Source organism: Streptococcus pseudopneumoniae (genome assembly GCF_001072925.1).
Classification (GTDB): Bacteria; Bacillota; Bacilli; order Lactobacillales; family Streptococcaceae; genus Streptococcus; species Streptococcus pseudopneumoniae_Q.
The window spans coordinates 1-327 of the sequence record NZ_JVHE01000067.1 but is presented as its reverse complement, the minus strand read 5'-3'; the positions used below and the strand labels follow the sequence as shown (position 1 = coordinate 327).

Below are 327 nucleotides of genomic sequence, written 5' to 3'. Positions count from 1 at the left end.
AGGAAAAAGTTTTCTGGCAATATCATAGTAGGGGCTAAACATATCCATGGTAATGACTTTCACGCGACTTCTCACCTGTCTAGAATAACGAAGGAAATGATTGCGAATAGTCACTTGAGTTCGCCCATCCAGGATAGCTACGATCTTTCTGGAATCAAAATCCTGTGCAATGAAGCTCATCTTACCTTTCTTGAAGCTGTATTCATCCCAAGACATGTGAGTTGGAAGGAAAGATAAATCTGTCTTGAATTTGAATTCTTTCAATTTACGAATGACTGTCGAAGTAGAGACAGATAGACTTTCTGCGATAGCCGTCATAGGGACTTT

General features: G+C 39.8%; 1 protein-coding gene. It reads right to left on the bottom strand.

Translation table 11 applies throughout. The features are described from left to right. Positions 1-327 (bottom strand): ISL3 family transposase (locus ADH81_RS04230; protein ID WP_049526709.1); only part of this gene is annotated, 327 nt, incomplete at both ends.